The organism is Martinezella sp. CNPSo 3964, from assembly GCF_057784375.1.
Genome location: NZ_JBXSOW010000003.1, coordinates 146,937 through 170,540 on the forward strand (window position 1 = coordinate 146,937; position 23,604 = coordinate 170,540).

The following is a 23,604-nucleotide window of genomic DNA, read 5'->3' on the forward strand; positions in this document are numbered from 1 at the left end:
GATTGTACATTTTGTCAGTCGAATTGCCGATCAGAAGGGAAGAATGTAGGTTTTCCGCCAGAACGGAGCAGCTCGGCTTGCGCTGGAGCCAACAAGGTCGTGGGAACCAAGAGCGCGACAATTTTATTCAATTGTTGAACGTCGGTGTTGCAGATTTTACACGCATATCTAAAAACGAGCGTGTGAGTCGCCCATGTGCTTGCTACTTTTTGCTGTACTTTTTTAGAAATCTGCTATTGAGCGGATCAGGCCCATGATCGGCTACGCCACTATGTGGTGAATCTTCCTGAATTTTGACCGACATGCCGATTGAGCAAGGTACGCCTTGCGCAAGCGAATGGCTTTGACTTTGGGTAATTTGTATGTCCCTCGCCAATAAAACCCTTTCCTTCAAGACGCTGACTTCAGCAGTTTTTCTTTCTTCGACGTTGCTTGCTTTCCCAATGATGGCGCAGGAACAGCCCGCTCCGGCGGCTGCCAACACGCCGCCCAGCGCCGGTTCTGCTCAGAGCACTGCCCCTCAAACAGACGAACAAAAGCCAGCGCCGCAGGCGCGCGTGCAGAAGTTTGACGACTGGTACTATCGCTGCATCGATGGCAAGGCAGCGGATGGTTCGGCAACGAGGAGCTGCGAAGTCGCGCAGATTGCGACGGTCAAGCAGGGTGACCAGGATGTGAACATATTGACGCTGGCGGTTGCCAAGGTGCCTGCTCCCACTGCAACGGACAAGAAGGCGGCAAAGCAAGCGGCAAGCGATCTGGTGCTGACGACGCTCGTGCCGCTCAACATGTATCTGCCAGCCGGCATCAGCATCGACGCCAGCGACAAGCAGGTTTTGCAGCTTGCCTATCGCAACTGCAATCAGGCCGGCTGCTGGGCGCAGCAGAAGCTGGACGCCAAGATGGTATCGGCCCTTTCCAAGGCTGCGGATGGCACCGGCCACGTTCAGATGATGAATGGCCAGAAGGTCAACATCAAGTTCTCGCTGAAGGGATTGTCGGCAGCGCTTGATGCGCTGCAGAAGGCTGCATCCAACTAGTCGGGGCAGCCATGACATCAATCTCGCGCTCGGCCGCCGCCATAGGCGGGCTTTTGGCAGCGGTTCTTGTGGCTTCGGCCGCGGCCGCTCAAACACCCAACGACGACTTCGCGCGCCGTCAGGCGCAGGAAGCCGAACAGCAGCGCCTCAAGACGCTTGGTGAGATGACGCCGAGACCTTCTCCGGTCGAAGTCCTGCAGCCGGAGAAGGCCGGTGGCGGCAAATCCGGCCGGTGTTTTGCCATCACCCATATAGAGGTTGAAGGCGTCACGCGGTTTTCGGCCGGCGCGATCGACAAGGTCACCGCTCCTTACGCGAACCGCTGCGTCGGCGTCGGCGAGATTAATGCTCTGCTGCGCGACTTGACGCGTCTTTATCTCGACAAGGGTCTTGTCAGTTCCCGTGTCTATGTGCCGGCGCAGGATATCGCCAAGACCAAGCTGCTGCGCCTCGTCGCCGTCGAAGGGACACTCTCCGACATCTACATCAACGGCAAGCCGTCGCCCGGTTCCGGCGTGATCGCTACCGCCTTTCCCGGTATGAAGGGCGATATCACCAATCTTCGTGATATCGAGCAAGGTCTCGACCAGATCAACCGCCTTACCTCCAATAATGCCAAGACGGCGATGCTGCCCGGCAAGACCGACGGCACCTCTATCCTCAATATCGAGAACAAGCCCAGCCATCCCTGGCACCTTTCGTTCGGGAACAGCAATCTCGGCCAGGAACAGACGGGATATTCCAAAAGCTCAGCCTCGATCGGCTATGACAGCCTCTTCGGCATCAACGACCAGTGGAATTTCGCTTACGAGCATACTGGCCCAGATTATCCATGGCGCAATGACGGTCTGGGCAAGAGCAACAGCTATTCCGGCAATGTCAGCGTGCCCTACGGCTACTGGACCTTTTCCACCAATGGCTCCTGGTATGAATATGACAGCTCCGTGCCAGGCAATTTCGGCACGCTGCGGACGTCGGGCGATAGCAAGCAGGCCGGTATCGGCGCCGACCGGGTGATCTTCCGCGACAAGGATTCGATCACCACCTTCAACAGTGGGCTGACCTACAAGGAAACCAACAACTTCCTGCTCGGCAACCGGATCGAGGTCGGCAGCCGCAAATACACGGTCGGCGATCTCGGCCTCTCGCATTCGCGCCGCATGCTCGGTGGCCTCTGGGTCTTCGATCTCTCCTATAGCCAGGGGCTCAATCTCTTTGACGCAGTTGCGCCAGGCGATGCCGGGGCGGGGGATGCCGATCCTCGCTTCTCGAAATTGTCAGGCACGATCACGGTCACGAAGCCGTTCCAAATCGCGGAGCAGCATTTCGAGATCAATTCGATCGTCACCGGTCAATATTCGCCCGACAATCTGTTCGGGGCGGAGCAGATCTCGGCCGGCGGCTATTCCTCGGTGCGCGGCACGCGCGAGACGATGCTCTTCGGCAATAACGGCTTCTTCATCCGCAACGATCTCGTCTGGCGTACGCAGCCCTTCGCCGACAATGCCGGGCTGGCGAAGATGCTTGGAGAATTCAGGCCGTATATCGGTCTCGACTACGGGCGGATCGCACGCCAGGCCCGCTACCAGATCGCCGGCGGCGACATGTTCGGCTGGACGGTCGGCGCCAAGCTCGCTGGCGGCAATGTCAATTTCGATATGGGTTATTCCGATGTTCTCGGCGGCACGGTCAGCCGGCGCGACTCCGGACTTCTTTTCGTAAGTACTTCAGTGAGGTGGTGAAATGAGTGAGAAGATGAAGGAAAATTGCAAAAAATTGCATCGCGGCGTGACCAGAGCTCTGCTTGCCGCTGCGCTTGTGGGTTCGATTGTCGTGGCCGGATGCACCACACAAGATCCACGCCTCACCGCGGCACTTAGCACAGCCAGTATCGCCGATGTCCGCATAGAATCGGCGCCTGATCTGAGGATGGGGTCACCTCTATTGAACGGTGATACGCGGGAATCTCAGGTAGCACTTGTGTCGCGTGTCCTGCAGCAAAGACTTGCAAAAGATCTGAAGGGCTATCCAGGGGGGAATATTCCCGCGCGGTTGATTGTCACCCTTCATGATCTGGATGTGGCGTCGGCTCCCGGCAGAATTATTGCAGGTAACAACAGCTTTATCGATGGAACCGTTCGCCTCGAGGACATGCGCACCGGGAAATTGATCGCGCAGGCTCAGGAGATCCGTGCCAACGACATGACGGTTCGCGGGAATGGGTTAGCGCTCATTCCGGCGATGGTCATCAATGCGGCCGTCACCCCCAATCAGACCGCCGTGGCGACCCAACTGGCCGAGACGTTCATGAAGCAGGTGAAGACGTGGCTAACGCCACGGAAGTAGTCGATCGAAAACTCACGGCGAGCAAAAAGCGTTCAACAGGACAGGGCGATGACCATGACGTCAGCACGTGTTTCAAGTGGCGAAAATGGCAAGGTAAGTGTCAGACACCTGAGCAGTGCCATGCGTCAACTGTCTGCGACGCTTCTGAGCGCCCTGCTTGTTTTCCAGCCGATGCTGGCCAATGCCCAGTCGGTATCGGCCGCTGGATCGGCTCCCGTTGCCAATCAGCCGAGTGTCGGTGCTGCCCCGAACGGCGTCCCGCTGATCGACATCGTCACGCCGAACGGGGCCGGCCTCTCACATAACAAGTACGACAATTTCAATGTCGGTACGCAGGGTCTCATCCTCAACAACTTCAAAGGTGAAGTCGGCACGTCGAACTTGGGCGGCGCGACACCCGGCAACCCGAACCTCAACGGCTCCGGCCCTGCTTCTGTCATCCTCAACGAAGTCACATCAGGCAATCGTTCCGCGCTGAACGGTCAGATGGAAGTCTTTGGTGGCCGCGCAGACGTTATAGTAGCGAACCCGAATGGAATAACCTGCGACGGCTGCGGCTTCATCAACACGCCGCATGCCACGCTGACGACAGGCGTCCCCAATATCGGCGCCGACGGAAGCCTGACCGGCTTCACCGTCAATGGCGGCGACGTCACCTTCGAAGGGGCGGGGACGAACCTCACGACCGCTCCCGGCGCAGTCGATCTCTTCGACGTCGTCTCGCGGCAGATCCATGTGAATGCTCCAGTGTATGGCAAGACCATCCGACTGACGGGCGGCGCCAGCCAGTATAACTACGCGACTGGAGAGTCTACAGCGCTGACGGCAACGTCAGGCACGCCGGAATACGCCATCGACGGCACGGCACTTGGCGCCATGCAGGCCGACCGCATCAAGGTCGTCGTCACGGAAAAGGGCGCTGGCGTCAAGATGAGCGGCGACATGGCCGCCAATGCCGGCGAGCTCTCGCTGTCGGCCGACGGCAAGATCTCGATCGGTAATGCGTCTGGTCGCGATGGGGTGACCATCACTTCGAAACAGAAGGTCACTGCTGCCAAGGTTACCTCAAGGCAGAAGGTTGCCGTCCAGGCCGATCAGGGCATCACTCTGCAGTCCATCGCTGCCGACAGCGATATCATGCTTGCCAGCGGAACCGGACTCTTGAGCGTGTCGGGTGATGTCAACAGCGGTACGACCGTGCAGATGAATTCAGGCGGCGGCATTGCTGCTGGCAGCGTCACCGCTGGCAATGGCGCAACAACCATTGTCGCCACCTCTGGCGATATCGCGATCGCAGGGGCTGCCAATAGCACAGGCGACCTCAACCTGACCGCTTCGGCCGGCTCGATCTCGGCCGCCTCGCTGCAGAGCGGCCAGAACATCGCCTCGAATGCCGCTCTCGATATTGCCGTTGCCGGCAATATGCAGGCACAGGGCAATGTCAATGTTACCGGCCGGTCCATCTCCACCGGCAAAGTCATCTCAGGCATCAACATCGCCGCTACCAGTGCTGATCCGAATGGCAATGTGGTGCTTGGGGTAGCCGGTGATCTGAGCCTGACGGCGACCGGCGGCAATATCGCCACCGGCAATCTTTTGTCGGCTGGAAGCCTCAAGACGACCGCGACCGGCAATATGACCGCGGGCAGCGTTCAGTCGGCCAACGATCTGACGATCTCAGCTGCATCGCTGACGGTGAGCGGCGTCACCTCCCATGGAGCGCTTACGGTCAATACGGCAGGCGGCCGCGTTGATGTCAGTGGCCAGGTTTTGGTTGCCAGTAATGTCCTGATCTCCGGTTCTGCTCTTCAGGCCGGCGCCATTGCCGCCGGTGTCGACTTTGCCGCTACCGACGCGAACGGCGGCGGTATTGTTCTCGGCTCGTCGGGTACGCTCGGGCTCACCGCCACGGCAGGCAATATTGTTGCTGACAAGCTTCTGTCAGCAGGCGACCTGACGGCTCAGGCCGCCCTGTTGCAGGCAAATAACATCACGAGCCATGGCGCGATCGGCATCACCGGCGGCGTCAATGTCGCCAATCAATTGCTCAGCGCTGGCAATATCACCATCAATGGCAACGCCAATGGGGTCAGCACCGGTCTACTCGCCTCCGGCGTCGACTTTACTGCTACCAAAGCCAATGGTGGCAATATCGTACTGGCGGGTAGCGGCGATCTGACGATCAATGACAGCGCCGGCGCCGTCCAGGCAGGGACCTTGCTTGCAGCCGGCGCGATCAATGCCACTGGCCAGACCATCACCGCCGATACGATCACCGGCCACAAGGACATCACGCTTTCGGGCGCCACCAGTGCGACGGCCGGAAGTGGTGTCGTCAATGTGACTGGCCAGGTTCTCGGTGCAGGCAATGTCGGCGTTTCCGGCTCCGACATTAAAGCCGACGCCGTTGTTTCTGGCGTCGATATAGCCGCCACCAATGCCTCTGGTGGCGGCGTCATACTCAGCCAGACCACGGCTGGGACTGGCAATCTGTCCTTGACTGCGTCCGACCAGCTCGAGGTCGGCACCTTGCTGTCCGCCGGCGATCTCAATGCCAGCGGTGCGGCGATCACCGCCGGCAATATCTCGGCCCATCACGACATGACGCTTGGCGGCATCATCAGCACGACGACCGCAAGCGGTCGCGTAGATATCAGCGGCCAGATTCTTGGCTCCGGCAACGTCTCGATCACCGGGCAGAGCCTGTCTGCACAGACCATCGTCGCCGGCCTTGATTTTGGCGGCACAAATGCGGCTGGCGGCAACATCGTCCTTGGTCAGGCTGGCGATTTGAACGTGTCCGTCAATGGCGCCGTCACGGCGCCAACCATCCAGGCCGCGGGTATCATCGATGTGAGCGGCGCATCCGTCGCGGCAGGTTCGATCACCGGTCACAAGGATATAACCCTTTCCGGCGCGGACGCCGGCGTGAATGTTACCAATCAGGTGCTGAGCGGCGGGATTGTTGCGATCTCCGGTTCCAGTATCGGTGCCGGGACCATAGTTTCAGGCGTCGACTTCACGAGGACTGCCGCCGCCAATGGCAATATCGTGCTGGCCGGGAGCGGTGACCTTACGCTTGCGGCTTCGGGCGCACTCAGCGCCGGCACGCTGATATCGGCCGGCAGTCTTAGTGCAACCGCTTCGACCCTCACGGCGAACAGCGTGACCGCCCATGGTGACATGACGCTCGGCGGCGCAATCAACGTGACAAACCAGATCCTCGGCTCAGGCAACGTGTCGATAACCGGCCAGAGCCTGACCGCTCAAACCATCGTCTCCGGTATCGACTTCGATGCGACAAGTGCTGCGGGCGGCAATATCGTCCTTGGCCAGGCCGGCGATTTGAACGTGGCTGTCAATGGCGCGGTGGCGGTGCCGACCATGCAGGCCGCAGGCATCATTGACGTCAGCGGCGCGTCCGTCGCGGCAAGTTCGATCACAGGCCACGGCGATATCACCCTTTCCGGCGCGACCACGATTGGTGGTCAGGTTCTGGGCGGCGGCAACATCGCCATCTCGGGTGCAGGCATCAAGGTTGGAACTGTGGTTTCCGGCGTTGATTTTACCAAAACTGCCGCTGCAAATGGCAATATCGTTCAGACCGCAAGCGGTGACCTGACGCTCGTGTCGACGGGTTCGATCGATGCAGGCACATTGCTGTCCGCCGGTGCACTCTCGGCCAACGGCCTTACTGTGACCGCTGATGCGGCCACGGCGCATGGTGATATTACCCTTAAAGGCACGGGTGCAACGACCACGAGCGCGGGTGTAAGCATTGCTGGCCAGATCCTCGGATCCGGCAACGTTTCGATCACGGGCCAAAGCCTGTCCGCCCAAACGATCGTTACCGGTATTGATTTCGATGCCACCAATGCCGACGGCGGCAATATCGCCCTTGGTCAACGCGGTGATCTGACCGTGAATGTCAATGGCGCCGTAGCTGCGTCGACCATACAGGCAGCGGGTGCCATCGATCTCAGCGGCACGTCCGTCGCAGCAGCTTCGATCACTGGCCACGAGGATGTAACGCTTTCCGGAACGTCCGTCGGAGGCGTGACCGTTGCCAACCAGCTGCTCGGTGGCGGCAACATCGGCATCTCCGGCTCGAGCATCCAAACTGGGGCTATCGTCTCAGGCGTCGATTTCGCCGCGACGGCAGCCGCCAATGGGAGCATCGTCCAGACAACGAGCGGCAATCTGACGCTCGCTTCGACGGGTTCTATCAAGACTGGCATATTGCTTTCGGCTGGCAGTTTTTCGGCCAGCGGTGCGACCGTGACTGCGGATGCCGTCACAGCGCATGGCGACATGATGCTCAATGGTGCCACCAGCGTTGCCGGCCAGATCCTTGGCGCTGGCAACGTGCTGATCACAGGTCAGAGCCTGTCGGCCCAATCTGTCGTCGCCGGTATCGACTTCGACGCGACCAGTAGGGCAGGCGGCAATATCGTTCTTGGCCAGACTGGCGACCTGACAGCCCAGCTCAGCGGCGGGCTCTCCGCATCGACGATCGAGGCGGCCGGTGCCATCAATGCCAATGCTGGTATCGTTACAGCCGATACCGTCATCGGCCACAAGGATATCGCGCTCACCGGGGCGACCACCGTTAATGGTCAGATCCTTGGCGGTAGAGACATCAGCGTCTCAGGCTCGAGCATTGCAGCAGGCGCAATCGTCTCCGGTGTCGACTTTGCCGGAACGGCTGCTGCCAACGGCGATATTGTCCAGACATCAAGTGGTGATCTGTCGCTGAGCTCTGCGGGCGATATCACGGTCAGCACACTGCTCTCCGCCGGCGATCTTGCCGCTCAGGCCACGAATCTGACAGCGAGCAACATCACCAGCCATGGCAACACCGGCCTTCAGGCCAGCGGTCTCGTTGACGTCAGTGGTCAGGTTTTGTCGGCCGGTGATCTTACGATCCACGCAAATAGCCTCAGCGCCGGCGCCCTGATCTCCGGAGTCGATTTCGCGGGCACCAATGGGAGCGGCGGCAACATCGTCCTTGCCTCATCTGGCACCATCGACCTCACCGTCTCCGGCAATGCCACGGCCGGCACGATCCTGTCGGCCGGCGACGTGACCGCGAAAGCAGCGGACCTCCAGGCAAGCAGCATCACCAGCCACGGCAAGGTCGGTATTGTCGGCAACGTCGACGTTCGCAACCAGATTCTTGCCGCCGGGGACCTCACCATCAATGGCGGCAGCATCAGCGCGCCAACCCTGATCTCCGGCATCGACTTTGCCGCCACCAATGCCGCGGGCGGCACTATCGTGCTGGCGTCGTCTGGCAGCACCAATCTTACGGCCTCCGGCAATATTGCTGCTGGGACGATCCTTTCGGCCGGTGAATTCACGGCGAATGCGACGGATCTCATTGCCGACAGCATCACCGCTCATGGCAGCGCAGGCATTGACGGCAATGTCGATATCAGCAACCAGATCATTGCTGCCGGCAATCTCACGGTTAGCGGCAGTCACATCAACGCGCCGACGCTGATCTCCGGCATCGACTTTACTGCCACCAATGCCCGTGGCGGCGGTATAGTGCTCGGAACTGCTGGCGAGATGAACCTGACCGCCTCTACCGGCATCACCGCGCAGACCATGCTGTCGGCCGGCAATATCAACGCCAGCGGTACCGCGATTACCGCCAATGCTGTGACCGGACATGGCGACATTACCCTTGCTGGCAGCAACAGCGTCAATGTCTCGGGCCAGTTCCTCGGCGCCGGCAACGTGCTGCTCTCCGGTTCGACCGTCCAACTCGGCCAGGCAGTTACCGGCGTCGATTTCGCTGCCACCGCGCGGTCGTCAAACGGCGCCATCGCTCTCGGATCCAGCGGCGATCTGACCATTAACGCCGCAAGTGCGTCGGCCAGCACGCTGATCGTCGCAGGCAACCTCAATGTGGCCGCGAGTGCCTTTACGGGCGGCAACATCACCGGCCATGGAGCGGTCTCGATCGGTTCGGCCACCAGTCCTGGCGCCATCAGGATCAATGGCCAGCTCCTGGGCGCCAGCAACGTCTCGATGACCGGATCTGCCGTCAGCGGCAATGTCATCGCAGCCGGTGTCGATTTTGCCGCGATGGACCAATCGGGCGCCGGCAACGTTATTCTTGGCCAGAGCGGTAATCTCACGCTCACAGCCACGGCAGGCGACGTTTCGTTCAACAGCCTCCTTGCTGCAGGGACCATCACCGCCAATGCGGCGAACAATATTGGCGCCAATGCCGTTGCCCATGGCGACCTGGCGCTGACCGCCGGCAACGCCATCACGCTCACCGGCCAATCGCTGGGGACCGGCAATATCAATCTCAATGCCCGGTCGATCTCGATCGATACGCTGGTCTCCGGCGTCGACTTTGCCGCCACCAATGCATCAGGCAACCGCAGCCTGATGTTGCGTCGCGCCGGCACCATGACGCTTGCTGCCTCAAACGGCAGCATCAGCGCCAACTCGCTGCTTTCGGGCGGCAATCTTTCGGCCACGGCGACGCAAAATATCGGCTACAACAGCCTGCAGAGCTTAGGCGACGCCGCGCTCACAAGCCCTGGCGCCATTGCTTATACCAGCACCACCCGCGTCGGTGGCAGCCTGACCCTTAATACCGGGGCGCTGGATCTTTCGGGCAGCAGGGGCAGCGGGATTGCCGCGGGCGGCACGCTGATCGTCAACGCTTCATCCGCCAATCTCTCGGGAAGCAATCTCGTCTTCGGCGGCCTGAGCCTCAATCTCTCCGGCGGTGTTGATCTTTCCAATGCACAGGTCAGCACCGTCACCAATGCCGGTGGCTCCGGCGATATCGCCATCTCCGCCGCAGGCCTGACGACGACGGCCGGCACTTCGCTGCTCGCCGCCCATGACCTGACGCTGAACCTGCCGTCGCTCGGCAATACCGGCCAATTGGCGGCCGGCAACAATCTGACCTTCAACGTATCAGGCGATTTCTACAACAGCCCGTCCGGTCTCGTCTTTGCCGGCAACAATGCCAACCTCTTTGTCGGCGGCACGCTCATCAACGACCAGGGCGCTATCCTGTCCGGCAACGGTCTTACCATAGCAGGGCCTGGTGGCGGCCAGCGTAACGGCGCCGTCGTCAACTCCGCCGGTCTCATTCAGTCCGGCGGCACCATGTCGATCCTGACCAACGGGTTGACCAATACCACGACCTCCGGACCGGCAATCCAACGCAACGTGCAGGTCTCCGACGACATCCTGCATGCCTATGATCTCATCGACGATGATGGCACCACCACCAGCCTTGTCCACCAGATTGTCGACCAGGATCAGTTGATCAGCGGCGCGGGCGCCTCCGCGCAAATTCGCGCCGGTGGGGATTTGACCATCAATGCCACCAACCTCACGAACGGCTACAGTTCGATCAAGTCCGACGGCAACATGGTGCTCACCGTCGCGGGCACGCTCACCAATGACGGCGCCACGCTCAATCGCATAACCGAGGCAACCTGCAGCAGTTCGACGCCGTGCCAGTATTATCCTGACAAGACGGTTGAGACGACGACACTGAACTGCAGCGGACCCAACAGACCCTGCATCGAAAATACCACGACGACCTATGAACCCAACCCCAATGGCACGCGTGACCCCTCGAAGGATCTGAACCCCGGCACGACCGTTACCGGCGTTGCCGCGATTGGTGCGATCTCTGGCGTTATCCAGGCACGCGGAGGCCTCGCCATTAACGGCGGTGGCGCGGTCAACAACGTTGCGTCCAATGGTTCCATCGCCGGTCAGGTTGCGATTGACGCTCCTGCGACGGCGAACAATCCGCTTGGTGCGCTGGGCAGCATGACGGCCGGCGGGGCCCTGTTCAATGTCAACGCCGCACTTTCAAACGTAACAGCCAATGGCGGCGCCAACGCGGGCAGCGGCCCGTCGCTTACAGGCAGCGGTCCGACGATCGGCTCGGGACCGGCGATCGGCAGCAGCAATCTGCGGGCCAGCGGTGGTCCTTCGATCAACGGCGGCAACCTGGCTGTGGCGAACGGTGTTGCGGTCAGCAACAACGGTGTGATTGCATCTAACGGAACTGCGATCGGCGGCAACACCCTGACGGTTGCCGGCGCTTCGGTCAATCCGAACAGCCTGATGGGCAAGCTCACTGCCGCAATCGGCAATAGCGGCAATCTCACTCAGATCCTGCAGACGAATGGCGCGCAGCTCGCTTCACTTGCCAAGCCGCAGTCCGGCGGCGTCGGTGGCACGGTTCCAGGCCAGGTCTTCCTGTTCGAGACGCGGGCTGCCTTCCTCGATGTCTCCAAGTTTTATGGGTCGAGTTATTTCATCGATCGAGTTGGCTATACGCCGGAGACGAAGGTTCCCTTCCTCGGCGACGCCTATTTCGACAATCAGCTCGTAGACGAACAGATGCGGCAGCTGGTGGGCAATGGCCTTGGCGCGGGATCCTTTGTTCCCGGCGATAACGCCACCGACCAGATGAAGTCGTTGCTCGACAACGGCGTCGCCTATGCCGAGGCGAACGGACTTGGCCTCGGGCAGGCGTTGACGCCACAGCAGGCCGCGTCGCTGACGCAGTCGATGGTGATCTACCAGACTGAGATCGTCGATGGCGCGCCGGTGCTGGTGCCGGTCGTCTATCTCTCTGCCGCCGACCGGGCCAAAACCGCGTCAGCGGCAATGATCGCCGGCAACACGGTCAGCATTGATGCTGGCTCGGTCGACAATTCCGGCACGATTGCCGCAGTCGACGGCATGACCATCAACGCGGGCAGCATCAAGGCCAATGGCGGGGCGTTCCTCGCCGGCGGCAATATGAATCTCAATGCCGAAAACGGCATCACGCTCGCCGCCCAGACCATGAACATCGGCGGACAGACCATGGTTGCTGCCAATGGCGGTGTCACGGCCGGCGGAAACCTGAAGATGGATGCCGGCGCGGGCAGCCTGACGCTGAGCGGGACGAAGGTCGCCGCTGGCGGCAGCGCGCAACTCTCCGGTCAGACCGTCACGATCGGCGCCGTCAAGCAAGACAATGGCGGGGTTCAGACGCTTGTCGGGACCACGGTGACGACTGGCGGCAATCTGAGCATTGCCGGCACGAACGGCGTCAACATCATCGCCAGCTCCGCCAAGGTCGGCGGCGACCTATCCGTCGCCTCCGCCAGTGGCACCGTCAACATCATCTCCGCCGGCGTCCAGAACACCACCGTCGATATCAGTCGCGGCACAACCGTCAAGACCACCAGTCAGACGCAGCAGGGTTCGTCGCTCACATCAGGCGGCACCACTCTCATATCCGGCAATCAGGGTATTCTGATCGGCGGTTCGTCTCTCACGGCCGGCGGTAATCTCACCCTGGCTTCGACGAACGGCAATATCGCGATCACGGCGTCTGAGGATCAGACGGCAAGCCAGTCAAAAACCAAACCCGGCACATCCAACGGCTACCAGGGTAGCCAGTCGTCGTCGGCCGCCGTTACCAGCAACGCGTCCTCGATTACCTCGCAGAATGGCAACGTCACCGTCCAGGCCGATACGGGCAACATCAGCGTCATCGGCTCCGATGTCGATGCCAAAGGCGGTGCTGCCAACCTCACCGCCAAGGGTGACATCACCATTGGTGAAGCAACCGATAGCGCTTCCTCGTCCAGCAAGTCCGGCTCTAAGAAGGCAAGTGAAGCGACGACCACTGCGAACGGTTCGTCGATTTCTGGCCAGACCGGTGTCGATATCGCCTCCAGCGGTGGCAACGTCACGATCTCGGCCTCTGATGTCACGGCTGGCGATGCGACCCATACGGCGAACGCCAATATCAATGCCGCTGGCAACATTGTCATCGCCTCCGGCAAGGACACGAAGGAAACCACCTCCGACAGCAAGTCGAGCGGCTTCCTCTCATCGTCGAAGACCCATACCCATTCCTACGACGAGAATACCGTCGGCTCGTCCATCGCCGCGTCTGGCAATATCACCGTCAACGCTGGCGGTGAGGCCGTCGTCTCCGGTTCCAACATGGCTGCAGGCAACAATCTCAGCCTCTCCGGCTCCACCGTCACCGTCATGGGGGCGGAAGAAGAGCACGAGAGCGACAAGCAGACCAAAAAGTCCGGCATCGGCGTCGGCTCCGGTGGCGGGTTTATCTCGATCTATGGCAGCCATGACAAGACGATCAGCGAAAGTTCGAGCGATAATATCGGCTCGACGCTGTCTGCCGCCAATGGCAACATCACCCTCAACGCCACTAAGAGCGACCTCAACATTATCGGCTCTTCGATCGCCGCGACCAATGGTAATGTTACGGGCAACGCAACCGGCGATATCAATATCTTGCCGGGTCATGAGAGCGACCAATCCTCGAAGAGCGACAAGCGTTCTGGCTTTGGTATCCAGGTCTCGACCAACGGCGGCGGCGCCTCGATCGGCATCGGCGTCGGGCGCTTTACCGATCAAGTCAACCAGAGTGCCGATACCAATGCGGTGTCCACCATCAAGGCGGGCGGAGACATCAACCTGACCGCCGGTAAAACCTTCAATGATCAAGCCGGGCAGATCGCCGCAGGTGGTGGTGTCAGCATCTTTGGACAGAACGGCGTCAACATCCTCTCGGGGAATGACATCACCAATTTCGATGAGGTGGCGACAAGCTTCTTTGCTGGCGTCAGTGTCGGCGTCTCCTCAAGCTTCGTCGGCGCCGGCCAGAGCATCGAGAACCTCGCCTCCAAACTCGGCAAGGTCACGGATGGCTATTCGGCTGCCAACGTCGCCTTCGCCGGCATGCAGGCTTACGATGCGCTCTCCAATCTCAAGGATAGCGTCAATGCCGGCAATCTTGCCTCTGTCTCCCTGACTGCCGGCTTTACCTACTCGAAGAACGAGACTTCGGTTTCGACCTCGACACCGGTGCTGCCGACGATCGCGGGCAGCTCGGTCGATATCACCACGAATGGTGATTTCGTCAGCAGGGGCCTTCAGATTTCTGCGACTGCCAACCCGGATCATACCGACGACCCAATGAACGGCAGCGTGCTGATCTCCGCCAACAATATCGATATGGCCGGCGCCCAGGCGACATCCAATGCGTCGTCAAGCAGCCAGTCGGCCGGCGCCAGCATCGGTGTGTCGGTTGGCGTCGGCATGGGCGGCGCAACCGGCATCACGCCGACGGCGAGCGTCTCGGCCGGCCAGTCTAAATCGTCAAGCTCGTCGTCGACGCAGGTGATCTCCACGGTCAGCGGCACGAATAACATCACCTTCGTATCCAAGGGCGACACAACGCTCAACAACACCGTCTTCTCTGCCGATACGATCAACGGCAAAGTGGGCGGCAACCTCAACATAGTCTCGACGCCGAGCACCGGCAGCCAGTCGAACAGCTCATCCTCGCTCGGCTTCTCGTTTACCGGCCCGACGATCGGCAGTACTCCCGGACAGGATCTGCTGACATCAGGCAATGTCGGCACGGCGCTTGGTGGTCTGACGCTGGGCGGCGTGCAGCCGGGCTTCGGCTCCGGCAAGGGCTCGACCAACTGGATCGACACGCCCGCCGGTCTTTATTCCACCGGCGACCAGAATATCACCGTCGGCGGCAACACCAATCTTGCTGCATCCGGCCTGGTCTCCACCGATGGCCAGGTTAATCTCGACACTGGCACGCTGACCTGGTCCGACTTCATCGGCACGCAGAAATACCAGGGCTATGAGGTCAATGCCAACATCGACCTTTATTCCGGCACTGACGCCAATGGCCAGAACAAGAACAATTCCAGTGCCAGCGGCAAATACCAGCTCGATGACGTCCAGCAGTCGGTCAAGGCGACGATTAGTGGCAGTGGCGCGGCGGGGAACATTACCGTCCGCAATGCCGACCAGCAAGCCTCGATTGAGCAGAGTGGCGCCACCCAGCCGCTGGATCAGATCAATACCGATCCCAGCAAGCAGAATGTTGTCACTAAGGACAAGCATATCGATCTCGAACCTTATGTCTCGGTCCAGAGCCTTAGTGCAGCGGTTAGTGCCGGCAAGACCGTCCTGCAGGCAATTGGTGACGCACTCGACAAAATGGTCGCCGATCGACAGATGTCGTCGGGCGACGGCCAAACGGCGCGCAACGTCCTTTTAAACCTGAAGGACCCGCGGCTACGTGCAGCGCTGATCGGTTGTGCGCAGCAAGGCGCCGGCACCGCTTGCTCGGGTGTGGACCCTGCATACGGCGCAATTTCGTCCGATCTTGCACAAAAGATTCTTGGCATCGTCGGCCCCGGATCAAAGCTTGTTGTTACCACCGAGGAAGACAAGATCCTTGTCACTCAGATGGGGCAAGCCGCAGGCGAGGAGGAGGAATCAGAAAGTGAGGCAGACCGCATTCTACAAATGTACGGGCCAATTGGAAAGGGGATGCAGGGCTCTATCGAGGAGGACGTAGGTCCCTACGGCGACCTCAAGGGCGGCCCAACAATTCGGCCAACACCGCGTCAATCGGAACTGGATGTTGGTGATGATCTAGGAGAGGGTTACACGCCGCAGGTTAGCTATATCAATGGTCAGGAGGTTCCTTACGGAACGTCCGGTAGCGTTCGGCCAGACTTCATTGCCAACGATGGTAGCGCCGCCTTTGAGGTGAAGAATTACAGTATCGCCACAAATTCCGATGGCCTTATCAATAATGTTTCCAAACAGGCAATTCAGCGCTCGGTAAATCTGCCGTCTGGGATGCAGCAGCAACTGGTAATTGATACCCGCGGCCAAACAGTGACAGACGCCCAAAAATCAGCAATCATCCAGGGCATTGTGCAAAAAACCAACGGTATAATTAACGCCGGAGCTATATTGTTCAAATGAGAAAAGTTGGCTTTCATGGGGGCCACTCAATGTATGAGCTTGGCCCAGTTTCTGATGTGTCACTGTTTTTCGACTGTTTAAAGACGTACGTCGAATCGGCCCATTCAGAACAAAACTGGACCTTGCTAACCGATCGCTTATATCGTCGCTACATCGCGCTTGAAGATATTGATCTCTCAATCACTTTGATGGAGCGCGCGCTAGAGATTTTCAAACTCGTGCCGGCCGGTTCAGGTGTGGCATGGGACCCAAACTTGGTCGGCAACCAAGAGAAAAGCTGGCTAAACCCAAATCAGGCGACGTTGGCCGACGTGTTTGTCGTGTATTTTGACAATTTTGCAAAAGCATGCGCCTCAGCAAGATCTTATGAACGGGACTTCCACGCCTATAGGCCGGTGAAGACCATCATATCTGACCTACCGGGATTCATGCGAGACGACCGTAGGTCATTGACTGAATATGACGCCTTAGACGGCGAGCCTTTTTGGCTTCGTTGAGGTGACGATGAGTTACGATCTTATTGTCTATCTACGTGACATTGAAATGCCGACACCCGCAGCTTGGCAGGCACGGGTAGACCAAGCGTCATTTTCATTTCCGATCGAACTTTCCCAAGATTTCGATCCTCGCGCAATGACTGGCTTTCTTCCGGTTAAAGTAGACGGATTCACGGCTGGCTTTGAGTATTATTTTACTCCGGCCTCAGAGGAGGAGTTGGTTGAAGTCTGTGAGAATGGAAAAGCGGATCAATCAGTCCTCTTTTGCGCGCTTCATAATCAGTTCAGGGAGTTGATCGCCGCTTTTGCTGCGGCCAGCACGCTTGCGTCCTTAACAGGTGGTTTGCTCGTTGATCCACAATCGGGCGAGAAAGTACATAGTGACAATGCAGTATCTTGGGCTCGCTCGGGTATCGAGAGGCTGGGGCGGGCGAATAGGATGTAGTTGCCCCCACTGTCCTGCTTGCCATGCCTCAACCCTTCCGACGTAGCGATGCTGGACGCACAGCGATGCGCTGTTCCAGCACAAATTCAGGTCCCTGGTCGTGGATCACTTCGTCAACTTCGGATCGACTTCATCAGTTAGTTGCGACAAGAAAACAAGGACAGTGTGCGAATGGCAAGACTAGTCTCATTTGGAATTCTCGCCGCAATGGCTTTTGCGACGACGTGCGAGAGCACGAACGCAGCGAACCGACCGTTGGCGGAACCGCTCGACGAATCCACGAAAGCGCTCCTTGCCACGATGACGCCTCAGTCCAAGTGCCAGATCCTCGTGGACGCGATGCGCGATAGCAACGAGGCGGTGATCAAGTGGGGTTCCGTTATAGTCGAAATGTCGGTCATGTCCGGCTCCAATATTTTCCGAAATGAATTTGGCCAGACGGAAATCAAAGAGCTCCATCGGCGCTCGTTCGAAGGATGCGCCAAACATCCCGACGACACGATTTCCAACCAGGCGCACGTATCGTTTCAGTCGATCACCGAGGAGATCCGCAAACCAGGCTATCGCGACGGTCCGGAATTGGATGAGGTTTCCATCCCTGCAAGTGTCCAGGCTGCCGCCGAAAAGCTACGGTCGATCCTGCCCGACGCCACTGTCGTATCAGAAGCCAGAATCACGATGAAAGCGAAAGACGGCGCCAAGCCGGGCCGAGAAACCACTTTTACGATCAAGCCGCACAAGGATGGGACGACCCGTGTTCGGGAAGACCACATGAATTTCACCATGGATCGCGAATTGATGGGGCTGGTACAGTTGAAATCACGGGATAACACGCGGGGATATACCGCGCCTTCGGGAGACCAGAGGATAACGACCACAACAGCAGTCGCGCTGGACGCTTCGACATGGACTGCTGGAGCCTCCTTTTCGTTCGAGATTGAGACATCAGGAGGAGTGAGAGCAAGGGGTGGCGCGTGGAAAACCTCCTGCAAGATTGGGCAACCAATCGATGCCAGCATTGTCCATCCGTCTCTTATGGGCCGCGCCTGGCCGCTGCAATGCGAGACCTCCGATTCGAAAGACCGGGGGTTTTACATTGAGGAGCTTCGCTATTATTTGCGCACAGACGGCGAATCCAAATATGGAATCGCCGCCGCCGACATCGAGCGCCTCGATATCACGCGTTGATCCCGCCATCACTTATTCTGGGACCCTATGACGAGCTTGAAGAACGCATACCCTCACCCGAAACAAGGACGTCGCGGCACTCACATGATCCAAATCCATGCGAGGTTTGGTGTAGTGTGATCCCAGGCCTGTCAGCACTTTCAGGACGTTAAGCGTTTCGTCATGGCTACAATTATGCACCCTCTCCAGAAAATCTCGTTGTCATTGTTTTTCGTTGGCGTCGCTTCGGCGTCGATTGCAGCTCCCTCTGCCAATTTGAATATCTCAGCCGATTCGCTTTTCATGAAAGTACAATTCAGCGAGACGACTGGAGGCGAGGCCAAGCGAGGTGCGGAGCCATTGCCCCTTGCACCTTCGGACAAGAACACGCAGCTCCTCACCCAAGGTGATCAGCTGGCGCATCAACTCAAATGGAACGACGCGCTCGCCACTTACCGGGCTGCGCTGCGGGAAGATCCGTCATCGGTCGCTCTGCGGGAAAAGATATTCTCCGTCCTGCTCATTCAGAAAAAATATGAAGACGCCATCGCCCAGGCTCAGCAGGCGATGCTGCTGACGCCTGGATCGGCCCAGCCGCATATTTGGCTAGGGTCCGTTTATATGCTTCAGGCCAAGTTCGAAAAGGCCGAGCCTGAGATGCGTCAGGCGGTCCAACTCGATCCGAAGGCCTCGCAGGCCCATTGGTATCTTTGGTTAATACTGGCGACCCTGGGCAAGACGGAGGACGCCGTCTCCGAATTGAAGACCGCCATCGATACCGATCCGACGCACGCGATCGTGCAAAATCCAGCGCTCCGGAACGCTCGCCTTGGGCTCCCAAGTCATATCGATTATGAGGATATCGCCTATCGTGAATGGGTTCGCGTTGATCCGGAGAATGTGGCGGCACATCTCACACTGGCCCGCCATTTGTCGCTGAGCGTTTCCGATGCCACAAAGGAAACGCTGGCAGAATATCGCGAAGCACTTCGCCTTGACGGCAACAACGTCATCGCCCATCTCGGCATCGCCGATAACTCGAGGGGATCACCCAGCGCGGACGCTGAGGCCATCGCACATTACCGCGAAGCAATTCGCCTCGCTCCTGGAGATCTGGATGCCCGAATTCGGCTGGGTGTTAAACTCAAATCCGCCAGAAAATATGAGGACGCTGCACGAGCTTACTTTGACGCGATATCAGCGTTTCCGAACGCCTATGAGCCGCACTTTTTCCTCGCCAGTCTCTATGAGGGTGAGAAAAAATGGAATGAGGCGCTAGTTCAATACGAGGCCGCGACGAGGCTGCATCCGAAGCATCATGCCTATCATCGAAACGTGGCCGATATCTACCAGGCTCAGGGCAGATCCAGCGAAGCTATTAGTGAATATCGGCTCGCGATTGCGCAGGATCCCGCCGATACGTCGGCCAAAGACGGATTACAGAAGGCATTGCGCGCGACAGGGCGCATTGCCGAGGCAGATGCCGCAAACGCTGAGGATATCGCTCGTATCAAAGCCGACATTGCTCGCAGCCCCGACAGTGCTGACGACCATGACACGCTTGCCAAAGCTTATTTGCAGCAGGGTAAGCTTGAAGATGCTATCGCTGCGTTTCGCGAAACCGTGAGGCTACAGCCAACCTTCTCTAGTTATCACGAAGATCTCGCAATTGCCCTGCGCGACCATGGTAATGTGGACGAAGCGATCAAGGAATTGCGCGAGGTCATCCTTCTCGCACCAATGTCGGCGAGACCTTACGTCGAACTATCTGATTTGCTGCTGCAGTTGGGCAGGTTGAATGATGCTGTTGAGAACTACAATACTGCGATCAAGAATGTGCCGGAGGACTCCTCCCTTCACGCCAATCTGGCTCTCTTGCTTGAGACAATGGCCGACCGCGAAATTGGCGATCAAAAATTTGCGCTGTTGCGAGAGGCCTGCGCTGAGCTGATTTCTGCCAGTAAATTGCCTTTCGCTGGAGCAGATCTCGTCTCACGGCTGCACAAGATCGATCTGTCACTTGGTTCAAACGGTCGTTGTGCAATGTAATGGGATTTGATCTGAACTGAACTGAACTGATCAATAATGATCTGTTCCAGTGCGCGAGAACCGTGCCAACGCCTGACTGATCGCCTTTTGACCGCCGCTGCGCGCTGCAGATTATCCTGCACTGTGCTACGCGCAATTCCCAACACGACGGCAATCTCACGCGAGCTGGTTCCGCTTGCCGCCAGCCGCAGCATTCGTCGCAAATGTCTCATGGTCAGCCTTCTCTTTGGCGGCATCAAATCGGAACGGCGGCTGGTCTTTGATCGGAATGATGGCCGGCTTCACGTCGGAAAATTTGGCCTTTGCATTGGCAACGGTCCAAGTTTCATCGTCGTGTGGTGATGGCTGCATTGGAGTTCTCTTAACTATATGGGCCGACCTGGGACGGGTCACAAGTCGCTTGTGGGGCGGGCGTCCGGGCAGCGACATTTCCCTCCTGCTTAAGTTATGGCAAACATGGGCGCTTGCAGGGCGTGCTGACCAGCCTGACGAGCATGGCCTCAACGATCACGCCATTGGCGATCAGCGAGATCTATTTCTCCTCAAGGCATGTCTTTCCCGGATTGGTCTGGGTGCTCGGAACTTCGCTTTATCTCTTGTGCGTGCCGGTCCCGTTCGCAAACCGGCCTCAGGCAGATCGACCGAGGGAAGGAGCAGCGCACAGGCAAGGGGAGCGCTCGTGAGCGGCAGCCAAGGGACGGTGCGAAGGGTGCAAGCGAGCAATAGCCATCTATGCGGGGCGCCGGGCAAGAGCCGCCCGCTTGTCCACGGTCAGTTGACGGAATCGTCCGGATCGGGATCCTTGACCTTGGTGAAGAGGCTCTTCAGCGCACTGGTCTTTACCTTTGTAGCCTTGTTGGCCTTGATCGCCCGTGTCGCGGCCTTGGCCTGTTCCAGCATCATCTCGATCTGGATCTGCTGGATTTCGGTCAGGCGCTCCCATTGGCGATTGAGGAGGTGGTCGACCTTTTCGTGCAGGTGCCGGATTTCCAGTTCGGCCTTCAGGTTGACCTTGTAGTCATTGAGGGCGCGCAGGCGATCCTTCTCTTCCTGGCGGCGCTGGCTCATCATGATTACCGGCGCTTGCAGTGCGGCGATCGTCGACAGGACGAGATTGAGGAGAATGAACGGATAGGCATCGAAGGCCTCCTTCTCGCCCACGACGATGTTGACGGCCATCCAGACGGCGAGAAACAGACAGAAAGAGATGATGAAGGTCCAGCTGCCGCCGAAGGACGCGACGCCATCTGCCATGCGGTCGCCGATCGACCGGTGGTCCTCGTAATCCTCTTCGATGTTTTCGGCCAGCGTATCATGTGTCTTCAGGCTTTCGACGACCTCGTCCTCGAGGTTGGAAAGCTCGCCGCGCTCCACTGTCAGCAGCTCGGCAATATATTGGGCGCGATAGTCGTCCATGACTTTGCGGCTGATATAGTCGTCGGCGCGAAGTTCCGGATGCTTCAGCCGCATGAAATCCGCCAGCGAGGGGCGGAGGTCGTCGACGTGGACGGCATCTTTTTTCTTCAGCACCTGGCCGGTGATGGCATCGATCAGCTTGACGGATTTGGCCTTCGCCTGGGCAAGGCTCTTGGTATAATCGTCCATCTCCACCACGGTCGGGCTCTCACCCTCGCCCGCGTCGAAATCGACAATGCCTTCCGCCGGCTCAAAGCTCTTCGTTTCTGTCATCTAAGGGGCCTTCTTTGACGTTTTCTCGCTCATTTAGCCAATAATGCGAACAGGAATATGACTGTTGGAAGACAGCGAAAAATGTGGCTGGCATAAGCCGCTGTCGCTGATCCGCAACTTTACTCCTCCATCCGCTCTGATCAAATTTCTAGCGCCATTATCCTAAGCAACGGCAAACGAAATGTGCGCTTTCGGCAATCCCCACGCCGATTTTGACCGTCCGGTCCGAAAGACAACCGCTCCGGGCGATTTCGCAAATGTTTTCAAAAGCCTTGCGTGTTTCTGTGGGAATTTCTACCGATTCAATCAGGTTTTGACTTTTCATCCTCTTGACCAAGTTCGCCGGACCTCTATTTGCCGCGATGCAGCAGACATTCGCTGTTGCGAATAAATATTGAAGTTTCAACGGATTATATCGCATCAACAGGAGTTGGGCCTGTTGCCATGGGTTTTGCACATGTGTGGAAAGGATAGCTATGCACAATCCCCCGGCAAGAGACTTGGAGTCCGTCGCCCGGCAGGGTAGCCGCTTCAAGCGTATGGCTGTTAGGATACCGACCTACCTGACCGATCTCAAAGAGAATCCGGCCTGGTTGCCTATGTTTCTGTTGGCTCGAACCCTGCCGTTTCGACGGATGCATTGGTTTGCGACTAAGCAGGCCGTCAGGCTTCCAGTTTCCGGCTCCTCGATGTTTGCAGGCGTCGAGCGTAGCGCCGTCGTCAACGCCTTGCGGACGGATGGAATCTATCCCAACCTGATGCTTCCGGCTCACGTTCATCAGGAAATTGCCGAATTCGCGCGGGAGACCGGCTGCTACGGCAATTTCAACCGGCAGCTCGAATTCGTCGCAAGCGAGCATCGGCAGGCGGAGGCTCGTTTCGGCCGGCCGATTCTGAGCGGGCACTTTTTCGAGCGCTCGCTCGATTGCGAGGCCGTTATGGCGGTCCAGCGCGATCCGCTACTGATCGACGTCGCCCGCCAATATCTCGGCGGCCAGGCCAAGGTCATCACAACGCGGATTTGGTGGAGCTTTCCGACCCAGGCATCCGAAGCTGACAGAAGCCTCGCCTCGCTCGATAAATATCACTTCGATCTCGACGACTGGCGCATGTTGAAGTTCTTCTTCAATCTTGTGGATGTGGATGATGGTACGGGACCGCACGTCTTCATCAAGGGAAGCCACAAGCGGCGCCGGGTCCGGCACCAGTTGACCATGCTTGTCGGGCATCCGGCAAACGAGGTGCTCGATTATTACGGGCAGGCGAATGCGCTGACGCTGACTGGCAAGGCCGGCTCCGGCTTCGTCGAAGACCCATTCGGCTTCCATATGGGCACGGTGCCGACGCAGAAGCCGCGGCTGATGATGGAGGTGGGTTTTGGCGTCTCCAAGCCTTCGCGCCGCCGCTTCCACGGCGAACCCGTGCTGCGCTAGAACAGGTCGCGCAAAAGCGCACAACAATTTTGCGACAAATGACATGCGCAAAATAAAGGGCGCATTCAGCTGGTATCACGGAGCGCCAATTGTAAATGGCGCTCCCGTCT

Annotated in this window: 12 protein-coding genes; 9 read left to right on the forward strand and 3 right to left on the reverse strand. The window is 58.6% G+C overall.

Annotated elements, in window-relative coordinates; genetic code table 11:
- Positions 1-202 precede the first annotated feature (202 nt).
- Entirely contained in the window at positions 203-481 is a 279-nt protein-coding gene (locus AC13Q5_RS11245) for a hypothetical protein (RefSeq protein WP_488501694.1), read from the reverse strand.
- Positions 482-557: 76 nt separating this feature from the next.
- Here AC13Q5_RS11245 and AC13Q5_RS11250 point away from each other — a divergent pair, with 76 nt between their 5' ends.
- The 8 genes from AC13Q5_RS11250 (at position 558) to AC13Q5_RS11285 (ending at position 20,372) form a co-directional block, all read left to right on the forward strand.
- Positions 558-1,040 carry an invasion associated locus B family protein gene (locus AC13Q5_RS11250; protein ID WP_488501695.1) on the forward strand — a complete coding sequence of 161 codons (483 nt, stop codon included), beginning with the start codon at positions 558-560 and terminating at the stop codon, positions 1,038-1,040.
- Positions 1,041-1,051: 11 nt separating this feature from the next.
- Complete coding sequence (locus AC13Q5_RS11255; protein WP_488501696.1) at positions 1,052-2,782, forward strand: ShlB/FhaC/HecB family hemolysin secretion/activation protein; 1,731 nt, start codon at positions 1,052-1,054, stop codon at positions 2,780-2,782.
- A gap of 1 nt (position 2,783) precedes the next feature.
- Positions 2,784-3,386, forward strand: a complete 603-nt coding sequence (locus AC13Q5_RS11260; RefSeq protein ID WP_488501697.1) for a hypothetical protein — start codon at positions 2,784-2,786, stop codon at positions 3,384-3,386.
- Positions 3,387-3,440: 54 nt separating this feature from the next.
- Complete coding sequence (locus tag AC13Q5_RS11265; RefSeq protein ID WP_488501698.1) at positions 3,441-16,214, forward strand: two-partner secretion domain-containing protein; 12,774 nt, start codon at positions 3,441-3,443, stop codon at positions 16,212-16,214.
- A gap of 29 nt (positions 16,215-16,243) precedes the next feature.
- Positions 16,244-16,711, forward strand: a complete 468-nt coding sequence (locus AC13Q5_RS11270; RefSeq protein WP_488501699.1) for a hypothetical protein — start codon at positions 16,244-16,246, stop codon at positions 16,709-16,711.
- 7 nt (positions 16,712-16,718) lie between these two features.
- On the forward strand, positions 16,719-17,156 hold the full coding sequence (locus AC13Q5_RS11275; RefSeq protein WP_488501700.1) for a hypothetical protein: 438 nt from the start codon (positions 16,719-16,721) through the stop codon (positions 17,154-17,156).
- A gap of 171 nt (positions 17,157-17,327) precedes the next feature.
- Positions 17,328-18,344 carry a hypothetical protein gene (locus AC13Q5_RS11280; RefSeq protein ID WP_488501701.1) on the forward strand — a complete coding sequence of 339 codons (1,017 nt, stop codon included), beginning with the start codon at positions 17,328-17,330 and terminating at the stop codon, positions 18,342-18,344.
- Positions 18,345-18,542: 198 nt separating this feature from the next.
- Complete coding sequence (locus AC13Q5_RS11285; protein ID WP_488501702.1) at positions 18,543-20,372, forward strand: tetratricopeptide repeat protein; 1,830 nt, start codon at positions 18,543-18,545, stop codon at positions 20,370-20,372.
- Positions 20,373-20,528: 156 nt separating this feature from the next.
- Here the strand turns inward: AC13Q5_RS11285 and AC13Q5_RS11290 are convergent, their stop codons facing one another.
- Together AC13Q5_RS11290 and AC13Q5_RS11295 are read right to left on the reverse strand one after the other, a co-directional pair.
- Positions 20,529-20,723 carry a hypothetical protein gene (locus tag AC13Q5_RS11290; RefSeq protein WP_488501703.1) on the reverse strand — a complete coding sequence of 65 codons (195 nt, stop codon included), beginning with the start codon at positions 20,721-20,723 and terminating at the stop codon, positions 20,529-20,531.
- A 420-nt stretch (positions 20,724-21,143) separates the two neighbouring features.
- Complete coding sequence (locus AC13Q5_RS11295; RefSeq protein WP_488501704.1) at positions 21,144-22,061, reverse strand: DUF1003 domain-containing protein; 918 nt, start codon at positions 22,059-22,061, stop codon at positions 21,144-21,146.
- Between the two features lie 476 nt (positions 22,062-22,537).
- Here AC13Q5_RS11295 and AC13Q5_RS11300 point away from each other — a divergent pair, with 476 nt between their 5' ends.
- Positions 22,538-23,494, forward strand: coding sequence for a phytanoyl-CoA dioxygenase family protein (locus tag AC13Q5_RS11300; protein ID WP_488501705.1), 957 nt, complete (start codon positions 22,538-22,540; stop codon positions 23,492-23,494).
- Positions 23,495-23,604: the final 110 nt, after the last annotated feature.

What these genes read in the sequence shown, in the direction of transcription:
- AC13Q5_RS11290 (WP_488501703.1), bottom strand. Translation starts at nt 20,723, where the DNA reads ATGCAGCCATCACCACACGACGATGAAACTTGGACCGTTGCCAATGCA.
- AC13Q5_RS11275 (WP_488501700.1), top strand. Translation starts at nt 16,719, where the DNA reads ATGAGTTACGATCTTATTGTCTATCTACGTGACATTGAAATGCCGACA.
- AC13Q5_RS11260 (WP_488501697.1), top strand. Translation starts at nt 2,784, where the DNA reads ATGAGTGAGAAGATGAAGGAAAATTGCAAAAAATTGCATCGCGGCGTG.
- AC13Q5_RS11265 (WP_488501698.1), top strand. Translation starts at nt 3,441, where the DNA reads ATGACGTCAGCACGTGTTTCAAGTGGCGAAAATGGCAAGGTAAGTGTC.
- AC13Q5_RS11300 (WP_488501705.1), top strand. Translation starts at nt 22,538, where the DNA reads ATGCACAATCCCCCGGCAAGAGACTTGGAGTCCGTCGCCCGGCAGGGT.
- AC13Q5_RS11255 (WP_488501696.1), top strand. Translation starts at nt 1,052, where the DNA reads ATGACATCAATCTCGCGCTCGGCCGCCGCCATAGGCGGGCTTTTGGCA.
- AC13Q5_RS11295 (WP_488501704.1), bottom strand. Translation starts at nt 22,061, where the DNA reads ATGACAGAAACGAAGAGCTTTGAGCCGGCGGAAGGCATTGTCGATTTC.
- AC13Q5_RS11270 (WP_488501699.1), top strand. Translation starts at nt 16,244, where the DNA reads ATGTATGAGCTTGGCCCAGTTTCTGATGTGTCACTGTTTTTCGACTGT.
- AC13Q5_RS11280 (WP_488501701.1), top strand. Translation starts at nt 17,328, where the DNA reads ATGGCAAGACTAGTCTCATTTGGAATTCTCGCCGCAATGGCTTTTGCG.